The organism is Mycoplasma leonicaptivi ATCC 49890 (genome assembly GCF_000622205.1).
Taxonomy (GTDB): Bacteria; Bacillota_I; Bacilli_A; order Mycoplasmatales; family Metamycoplasmataceae; genus Mycoplasmopsis; species Mycoplasmopsis leonicaptivi.
Genome location: NZ_JHWE01000006.1, coordinates 20,827 through 31,695, shown reverse-complemented (window position 1 = coordinate 31,695; position 10,869 = coordinate 20,827). Strand labels below are relative to the sequence as shown.

General features: G+C 24.4%; 5 protein-coding genes. 2 read left to right on the top strand and 3 right to left on the bottom strand.

The genetic code is table 4. The features are described 5' to 3' along the window. Positions 1-279: 279 nt before the first annotated feature. Both ffh and mip read left to right on the top strand, forming a co-directional pair. Complete coding sequence (ffh, locus tag BU00_RS0100335) at positions 280-1,632, top strand: signal recognition particle protein (protein WP_027120995.1); 1,353 nt, start codon at positions 280-282, stop codon at positions 1,630-1,632. 131 nt (positions 1,633-1,763) lie between these two features. Continuing rightward, positions 1,764-4,352: an Ig-specific serine endopeptidase MIP gene (gene mip / locus BU00_RS0100330; protein WP_027120994.1), complete on the top strand. Its 2,589-nt coding sequence runs from the start codon at positions 1,764-1,766 to the stop codon at positions 4,350-4,352. Positions 4,353-4,458: 106 nt separating this feature from the next. On the opposite strand, the gene BU00_RS04340 is transcribed toward mip, so the two are convergent. The 3 genes from BU00_RS04340 to BU00_RS04935 form a co-directional block, all read right to left on the bottom strand. Next, a complete protein-coding gene (locus tag BU00_RS04340; protein ID WP_084477532.1) occupies positions 4,459-6,114 on the bottom strand; it encodes an IS1634 family transposase in 1,656 nt (551 codons plus the stop codon). A 151-nt stretch (positions 6,115-6,265) separates the two neighbouring features. Beyond that, entirely contained in the window at positions 6,266-9,523 is a 3,258-nt protein-coding gene (locus tag BU00_RS0100320; RefSeq protein ID WP_027120993.1) for an HsdR family type I site-specific deoxyribonuclease, read from the bottom strand. A gap of 8 nt (positions 9,524-9,531) precedes the next feature. Beyond that, positions 9,532-10,803, bottom strand: coding sequence for a restriction endonuclease subunit S (locus BU00_RS04935; RefSeq protein ID WP_084477531.1), 1,272 nt, complete (start codon positions 10,801-10,803; stop codon positions 9,532-9,534). Between the last annotated feature and the right edge of the window lie 66 nt (positions 10,804-10,869).

Below are 10,869 nucleotides of genomic sequence, written 5' to 3'. Positions count from 1 at the left end.
ATGGGCGAAGCCCGAGGGGTATACCCCTCCCCCTTCCTTTTGTTTTATAAAAGAAAACACAGAAATAACTGTGTCATTTCTGTGTCCCCCTTTAAGCGTAGATTATTTTATGTAAATTCATCAATTAAAATGTCACTAGCAAGTTTAAACTTGAATAGTGACTTTTTAATTGATGAAAAGATAAATTAAGCTTTTTATAATATAAATTTATTTCAAAATTTTCTTAACCTCACTAATTCATACTAATCAAAAAAATCAAATAATGTATAATTTAAAAATATGTTAGGATTTTTAGAAAATAGAATGAAAAAAACACTTGAAAAAGTGTCTAAAAAAATATCTTTAAAAGAAGAAGATATTCTTGAAGTTACAAGAGATATTAAAATAGCTTTATTAGAAGCTGACGTTAATTTAAAAGTTGTAAAAGAATTTATTAATAATGTTAAAGAAAAAGCTTTAAATGATCAAAATCTTAAAAAATTAAATCCATCACAATTTTTTATTAAAATTTTGCACGAAGAACTTGTTAATATTTTAGGTGGATCGGTTAAAGAATTAGAAATAAACAAAAAACCATACACAATTTTAATGACTGGTTTACAAGGTTCTGGTAAAACTACTGCTACAGTTAAATTAGCATATTATTTAAGAAAAAAGAAAAAAATAGAAAAACCACTTGTTGTTGCTGCTGATATTTATAGACCAGCTGCTGTTGAACAACTTATTACATTAGCAAAAAGTGTGCAAATTGATTATTTTGAGCAAGGTGTAAATATTGATGTAGATTCAATAGTAGAAAACGCTTTAGAGTATGCTAAAAATAATGGAAATGATTTAATTATAATTGATACTGCTGGTCGTTTATCAGTTGATGAACCTCTTATGAATGAGTTACAAAGAGTTAAGAACCTTTCTAAACCAAATGAAATTCTTTTTGTTGCTGATGCCTTATCAGGTCAAGACATTATTAATGTTGCAACACAGTTTAATAATAAACTTAACTTAACAGGAACTATTATTACAAAACTTGATTCAGATGCTAGAGGTGGTGCTGCATTAAGTTTAAGATTTATTTTAAACTTACCTATTAAATTCATTGGTACAGGAGAAAAGGTTTCAAATCTTGATTTATTTTATCCTGATAGAATGGCAGATAGAATTCTTGGTATGGGTGATGTTTTATCATTAATTGAAAAAGCACAAGAAAATATCGATGAAGATAAAGCAACTAAAATGTTCACCAAGATGCTATCTGGAGAGTTTACATTAGATGATTTACTTGAGCAAATTAAACAAGTGAAAAATTTAGGTAAATTTTCAAGTATTTTAAAAATGCTACCTGGTAATTTAAGTTCTAAAATTTCAGATGATCAAATTCAAAAAGCAGAAGAAAAAATAAAAATATATCAAGTTTTAATGTCTTCGATGACTAAAAAAGAAAGAAATAATCCAAAATTATTAAGAAATGCTTCTAGAAAAGAAAGAGTTATAAAAGGTTCTGGAAGAAGTGCACAAGAATTTAACAAACTTATGTCTGATTATGATGCTATGGTTAAAAAAATGTCTGAAATGGCTAAGAAATTTAAATCAGGTAGTTTTCCAACAGATTTAAGTGGTTTTGGATCTTTTTAAAAGTTAAATTTAAAAATTTAACTTTTTTTATTTTAAGGTTTAAAAATATAATGCTATATTTTAGTATTTTTATATCAAGTTTTGATTATCAAAATTTGATATAATAAATTTATTAATAAAGGTGGTAATTTATGAAGTTTAAAAAAATAAAATGACCAATTTTAATTTGCTCTAATATTGCTATTTCATTCTTGGCAACAAATTGTTCATCAACAAACAAAACTGATGAAAAAGAAAAAATAAAGAATCTAGATAATAATAGTTTGGAAAACAACAAAAAACAAATACAAAATAACAATGATTCAATTAATGAGTTAATGAGAGATAATAAAATTCAAACACAAAACAACTCTTCACAAAATCCAAATACAACAAATGTTTGAGATAAAGAAAAAACTTCATATTCAGAACAAGAATTAAAAGAAATTATTAAAGATAAGGCACTTGATGAGTTATTTGAAGTTAAGATTTCAAGATTAACAAATAACGATAAATCAGAAACTTTAGCTTCCTCATTAACTAATAATAATCCCGAAACATTAGTTGTAAGCGAACTTTCGCTTGAAATAAAAGATCCAAAAATTACATATGAAATCATTGGTAAAACATCCGATGATGAAAAAGGTATTTTAAATATCGGTGTTACTTTTGGAAAAAGTGGCGAAATTTTAAAATCATACCAAATAAGTGGTTTTAAAAAACAAAAACCTCAACCAAGTCTTGCAAGACCACAAGTAACAAATGATGAATTAACAAAATATTTTAAAAATTTAGATATTAACCAACAATTTGACCATGATTGACAAAAGATTAAACAAAGCGCTGAAAATAATATCGGTGCAAGAGATTTAAAAATAACACAAGAACAAAAGAATCAAATAAATTCCAAATTAAGTTCATTAAATATTCCTGATTATGATCAATTAAATACAAAAGGTGTTACTTTACCAGAATATGTTAATGGTGAAATAAAACTTAACATAAGACCAAATGCTAATCCGGCAATTTATAATTGAACTGATCATTTAGGTAAACAATATTTTGAAAACACCGGTTTAGCAAGAACAATTGTTAATGAAACATATTCTAAAATAGCAAAACAAACATATAATATAAATTTTACAAAATGAGACATAACAGGCGACAACAATGAACAAATTGAAATTAAAAAACTTTTAGAAATAGATTTGGATTTAGGTTCTCTAATTAATCTTTTAAAAGATACTCCAAAAAAAGTTGAATTACAAAAAGCATGGGAAAAAGCCAAGAAAAATAAAGATACTTGAAAAAAATTCAAAGAAAGCGTTGAAGAACAATTAATCGCTGATTACCAAGGTGAAAAAGATGAAAACAATAAAAACAAGGAAGATGTTTTATATACACAATGAATTAACCAAGAAAGACAAAAAATTATTACAAAAGTAAATAATAGTTCTCAACTAAAACAAGAAACAAAACAAAGATTAGTAAAACTTGTTAATAATACAACAAATTTTTTCTTTTTACAAGGCGCAGCAAGAAGTACAAATGGTCAATCTGGTACTGCTTCTATCATAGATTATCAACTACCTGATGATCCCACAAAATATCCAACAAAATTTTATTTTATAACTAATTATCATGTTATAGATGGAATGACACGTGATGGAGAATTTTTCTTTTCTTATAAAGTATTAGAAGATAATGGTGATTATATCGGAAACGCTTTAAAAACAACAACTTTTGAACCTAATATTAAATCTTATACAATTGGTTCAAAAGCATATAAAAATATTTGAGATGGAAGAGACTTTTTTAAATTTAATCCTACACAAATATCATCGAATGCTGTTGCTAATTCACAAGATTTTTTAGATGCTGCAATTTTTGAGGTAGATTTTTCAAAAGTTGAAAATCTTTACGGAATGACACCAGAAGAATTTGCTAAAAAAGCAACTAATAATTATGCAAACTTAAAAGATGATGATAAGTTAAAATTTGCCAATTATGACTATTTATCAAACTATGATAAAATTGACGCTCCTTTAATTAAAGATCAACCTAATAAAAAAGATAGATCTGAACTTGATAGTATTTATGCTGTTTCTTATCCAAAATCAACAAGTAAAGGATTTGATGATTTCTTCTTAGATGTATATAAGGACTCTGCTCAATACTCAGGAAAAACCTCAAGTTTTTCATTATGATTTAATAAAGATGCAAGCATTTATAATAAATTCCAACAAGGTGATGAAAAAAATAAATATGGTGGATGATTATCACATTCAAACATATTAACAACTTTTAAAGATAAAAGAGGAGTATTTGATAGATTTTTAACTCATCCAATTTTAGATTCATCAATTTATATTTCAAAAGATGATGCAAAACCTTATTATAATGCTGGCTTAGGTTATGCTATGAAAAATTATAATATTGGTGGTGGTGCTTCTGGTTCTTCATTAAGAAATCAAGATAATAAATTAATGGGACTAATAACAACTGGATTTAGTTTAAGTTATGTTTCAACTGGTGTTTCTGTAAGGTCTGTTGGAAAAGATTTAAATGGTGCCTTTGGTTCATATAATATTCCTCAATATGATGCAATTTACGGAACTGGTAAAGATCAAAATTCATCATATGTTGCTGAAATGCAAAAATTATATGGTAATTCAAACGTTAAAACTTATTTGTTTAAAGATGGTTTAAATACTATACCTGATGAATTTAAGTTTAAATAAAACCCACTTTTGTGAGTTTTATTTTTTTCCCATGTTTCCCAGTTAACTAAGGTAAAAAAAACTTTTAGCACTATAATACAGTGTTAAAAGTTTTTTAATTTAAAATTTACTTGTTACTTTTTATGTATTTATAATAATCATTATAAACACTTCAAGAAATCTTCGATAATTCATTCTCTGATTTAAATTTTTGAATATTTGTTTTTGTAAAATTGTTTTCTTCAACTATGTATTCCATATTTCGAAAAACATCGACCATACTATCATCAGTTATTTTTTGAATAACTCCATTGTTCTTGTAAAATTCTTTGATTTTATATGAAAGATATCTAAAAATAAATAATGTTAAGAAAGAAAATAAAATATAACCTTCAATGTGATTATCTGTATAAACGTACATTGGTCTAATTGATAGGGTGTTTTTTAATGTTCTAAAGTTTTCTTCTATTTTTCACTGCATAGCATAAATATCAACAACATCAAGTGCTGGTAAATTTATAAGAGATGTTTCATAAACATAATAACCATCAAATTCTTCATCTTTTCTGACTTTTTCTTCGTCTAAAACAAAAATTGAATCACCAAGATTTTTGAAGTATTTAGATTTAGAAAAACCAATCATTTTTTTAACATTTACACGACCTTTTTTGTCTTGATTTTTTATAAAGTTATTAATTTCATTTTCTCTTTTGTTTTTATCCATAAATGCTCTTGATTGACTTCATGTTATAACTTGTTTTCTTTTATAAACAACATTTTCAGACTTTCTATGAGCAACTGCTGATTCTTTTTCTTTTAATTTAAAAGTTGGATGTATTCAAATGTAATCACTTTCTTGTAAAAGATATTCTTTATATTTTTTGCTTGCTACTTTTGCACGATAAGAAATTATGTAATCAATTTTATTTTTCTCTAAAAACTTAATGTTTTCAGCAGAACTCATACCTCTATCAGAAACAACAATAACTTTCTTGTTTGGATATAAATCTTTTACTTCTGATATAAAAGGTATTAATGTTTTAACATCAGCAGTATTTCCAACAAATACTTTATAGTGAATAGGTATTCCATTTGTATCACAAGCCATTGCTAAAACAATTTGATCTTCTTTAAATTTTCCATCTTTTGAATATCCCGGATGTTTTAAACCATCTTTTGTAAAACTTTCAAAATAAATTGTAGTTGAATCAAAAAACATGATGTTTTTATCGTTTATATCCGGTTTTTTGTTATTTATTTCATTGATCTTTTTTAAAATTTTGTTTTTACTTTTTAATAATACATCAAACATTCTATAAAAACTATTTTTAGAATAATCTAGTTCGTAAATATTTTCATTTCTATTTAAAAAGTTTTGAAAAATACTTTGTGGTTCTGAAATTCTTTTAGATATTTGATAACACAAAATTTCTTTCATACCTTTATGTTTTCCCACGTTGATACTTTCAAAAATATTGTGTTCATCAATAAAATTCATAATTAATTCTATTGCAGCGTTTTTTGTTTTTCAACTAGTTTGTTTTTGATTCAATGCTTGTTCTATTTTTGATTTTAAATAAACAACATCAACTTTTTCATCATAATTTGTTATTAGTGATTTTATGATACTTTCATATTCAGGATTTTTCTCTTCAAGAATTTTTGAATTACCTAACCCTAAAATTTTAATGTTTTTTCGATATGAACCACTGTTATCAAAATAACCAATATTTTTATAAACTGTTTTGTTTTTACCACTTGAATTGTAAAGCATTAATTTCATTCTTTTATTATACCAAAATAACAAGTAAAAACAAGTAAAAAAATATTTTTTTGTTTTAAAAATCTATATATGTATATATACATATATAGAAATCTAAAAATAAAGACAAATTATTTTGTAAAATATATGTTAACTGGGAAAGATAGGAAAACTACTGTTTTCTTTCTTTTAAAATAAAATCTTTTAAAACAATGTTAAAATCTGCTCGTTTTATTTTTTTAGGATTTTCATTCCATAAAGTAGCAATATATTCTTTAACACTTGTTTCATTTTTAATTTGATGTAATAAATTATCAAATCTTCCATTTATGTTAATATGATCATTACTATTAATTATTGATAATAAGTCTTGTTTATTGACTCCAAAAATGTTTGATATGTTCAAAATTCTTGCATTTTTTTCTTTATGTAAATAATCTTCAATATACGTTCTAAGATTAAAGTTTTCATCCAATTGCATTTTATTTGATATATCATCAAGAAGTTTATTAGCAACCACTTGTAATTTTTTAGGTAGCACTTTAATTAATTCTTGGATTTGATTTTTAAGATTTTGATCTTTATCATTATTATTAACTTTATAAGAGTATTTAATTAATAATTCATTAATATAATTTAAGTCAGCAATTTCTGTGGTTTTAGTATATGAATATTCATTAATTTTAACATATAAATCTTGCTCATCTTGCTCTTCAATACATGATTCATTATCACTTTTATTATTTATCACTCAAATACTTAAATCATTAAATCTAGCCTTTAATTTATTATGTATGTGCTTGTTAAACTTAATTAAATCATCATATTCAATATTATTTCAATCAAAACCTAAAATTTTTGCAGAATTAAGATGTTTATCAATTTTGTATATTTCGTTTAAAACTGATTTTGATTCAATGTAAAACTCATTAAATTCTTTATCACCTTTTTCAACATCCGGAATCGTTCCTAAATCATTAACACCTCATTTTATTTCAAATATTTCTTTAATTTTAGTATAACTTTCATTTATACGATTTAAAAATCATTCTATATTGTTTGCTTCAATTACTGCAAGATTAGAATCAGCATATAATCTAAAAGCTTCTTTTAAATTACTTTTCATTGTATTTGGTTTTTTATAAAATACAACATTTCCAAAAGGTTTAGTATCATCTAAAATCCTGTTTGTTCTTGAAATTGCTTGAATTAAATTTTCAAATTCAATTTTTTTATCAAAATAAATTGAATTTAAGTATTTAGAATCAAAACCTGTAAGCATTTGATTTACAACAATTAATAAATCTAGTCTTTCACCTTCTTTAACATTAATATGATTTGCTTTACGAGCTAACCTATTAGATAAATCAACTTTAAATTCAGCTGGATCTTCTAAACTTCAATTAGTTTTAAATGTTTGATTATAATCAGTTATTATTTCATTTAATGCGGTTTTTTTATCAAAAGTTTTATCAAATGTTTCTGTAACATCAATGGATGGATCAAAAAGAGTTGTGATTGTTAAATCTTGTAATCCAAAATCTGATTTTGATTCTTTAAAGATTTTGTAGTATTCAATTGCATCTTGAATTGAAGAAGTAGCAAAAATTGCACTAAATTTTTGACCAGAACTTTTGGATAATCAATTTTTTAAAATATTTTTAACAACAAATTCTTTATATGCTTTTAGTTTATAAAAACCAAAACTTTCTAATTCTTTTTCAATTTCAATATTTTCTTGTGCGTTTGCATCAAGTGCTTCACTTAATTGTTGATATTCTACAAAAAACTCAGGTCTTAATTTTTGTATTTTTGTTTTATTTTTTAAAAAGTAATCATATTTTTCTTGTACAGTGTTTCCAATTAAAAGATTTTGATTTTGATCTGAGTTGAGAATAATATAAAATAAATATAAATTTTCTTCAAAAACATAATCAATGTGAAATTGTAAAACTTTTTTATCTTTGATTCCATCTTTAATAGTATAACTATGAATTAAATCGCCAAATATATTGTTTGTTACTAAATCATTTTTCGCATTTTCTTTAAATAACGGAGTACCAGTAAAACCATAAACAATTGAATTATTAAATGTTTTAGTAATATCTAAATACATTTTTCCAGAAGTACTTCGATGTGCTTCGTCAAAAATAAATACAATTCTTTTACTATTTGCTTTTGCTAGTTTTTTATAATCAATTAAAGATTCATTAATATTTTTTTGTTTTTGGATGGAAGTAATAATTAACTTTTTAATGTTTGAACTTTTATATATTTCATTAAATAAATTAAATGCAGTTCCTTCGATATTTATAACTTCTATTTGAGTTCCTGATTCTGCAAAATTACCAAATTCAATTTGTGTTTGTTTAATTAATTCATCTCTATCTGCTAAAAAAACAACAATATCTGCTTTATGTCATTCAAGTAATAATTGAGCAAGTTTAAAACTAGTTAAAGTTTTACCTGAACCAGTTGTGTGTCAAACATAACCACCTTTTTTACTTTGATGTGATTCTTGACCTCAAAAATCTTCTCTTGACATATTCATATAAATCTTATTTATAGCATGATATTGATAACTACGTAAGATTTTTAATTCCCCATCAGAAGAATCAGAAACTGTAGAGTCTGCAATGATTCTGTGTACTGTTGGAATACAGAAAAAATTATTAACTATTTTTCTTCAATCTTTGATTTGTTGATTTTGAAAATCAAATCATTCTACAAAAGATGACTCTTTAATTTTTGCATTATTTTTGGTATTTGGCATATAAAGCATTTTTTCTGGTTTTAAAGCTACTAACATTTGAACCATTGCAAAAATACCTTTATAGCAATTATTTTTATGATATGTTGAAATTTGCTGAATTGCTTCTGATGCGGCATGATTAGAATTTTTTAATTCAATATGAATTAATGGAATACCATTAATTAAAAGCATTATATCTGCTCTTCTTTTTTTTAAAACATCATTTGGAAGTTCAACTTCATTTGCTATTTGATAAACACTTTTTCCAGCACCAACATCGTGTCTATTAAAGATATTTAATAAAACTTTTTTACCATATCTTTCTACATCTTGTGGATTATCTCTTTGGATTTCTATATATCCACCTATTAACGTTTCATTAATTAATGAAATGGAACTCATTTGATTGATTTTAGTTATAATTTGTTCCATTTCTGTATCAGTTAATGGTAAGTGATTTAATACATCTTTATTGTTATGAAAAAGAATTGATTGTCAGTTTTGAATCAAATCTTTTTCAGTTACATTTTTTAAGACAACTTTATGAGTTTGATTATATGTTTTTATATCATTTGTATTTTGAAATGCTGTTTCAGCAAAACCAGACCATCCGTGTTCAATTAAATAATCTATAAATGCGTCTGCGAATGATCTTTCGTTGTTAAAATTATTATTCATATTCTCCTTTACACAAACATTTTTTGAAGTAATTCTTTTTTAATATTTTGCAGTTTTTCAAGTTTTTGCTTATTTAATTTTATAACATTGTCAAGAGTTGTGAAGAGTTTTGCGATTTTTTGTTGTTCATCGAGATTATTTGTAAAAAATATTTCAATATTTTTAATATCTGAATTATGTATATGTTTAACTGATGTACCTTTTATTAATGGAATTAATTTTTGTTTATTATAATTTATATTAAGAGAAAGAAATGATCCTAATAATATACTTTTATTGGGTCTAATAACATTAATATCACCACCAATTAAAACATCTTTTTCTAAAACACTTGATGCTCTTGCTAAACCTGTTGGTGTGGTATCAGAAGCAGGTATTAAAACATCTCCATATTGACTAAAAAATGAATTATTTTTTATAGATTTAGTTTTATGAATAACTTCTTTTATGATCATTCCATAATCAGTATATAAGCTACCGTAATGTATGCATTTTACAAATCCATATTTTTTTACTTCTTCAAGACTAAGTCCTTTTCCGCTTAAAAATTCACAATAATCTTTCAAACATATTTTTTCTCACTCGCTCTCAAACTCTTTAAACCTAATTTTTGGAACTAAATTATTTTTATCTGCAAACATTTTTTGAAGTAATTCTTTTTTAATATTTTGCAGTTTTTCAAGTTTTTGCTTATTTAATTTTATAACATTGTCAAGAGTTGTGAAGAGTTTTGCGATTTTTTGTTGTTCAGATAATTTGGGTTTAAGCAACAAACTAGACTTAATATATTTTTGATTAATATTATACCTTGATATGCCTTGCGCCCCTATTAGCACCTGCTTTCTAAAAAAATTAGATCTAAAAAAATATCCTAAATAATGTGGGGATAAATTTGTTAAATCATTAAACCTTAAAATTAAACAAAAACTGTTTAAATAAAAATCTTTATTTTTATTAATAGAATTATTTATAAAGACAGAAGATGTGGCAACCTCTTCTGGTGTTTCAGAAGAAACTGTTAAAAGGACATCACCTGTTATTAATTTGTTTTCTTCTCTAGTTTTTAAAAATTTTCTATATTTGTTTAAATCAACAAAAGTATTATTAAAAACATTTAAATAATCTATAAAATAATTATTTCCAATATTAAGGTGTTTTTTGTCTTTTATATTAATTCCACCATAAATTTTGGAAACATCATCTATTTTCTCTTTTTCTCACTCGCTCTCAAACCCTTCAAATCTAATTTGCGGTCTTCTCTCTCTCTCTCTCTCTCTCATCTCTATTACTCCTAACACTTTTCTTTAATTATATTATTTTGATTAAAAAAGAATAAAGAAAAAAGT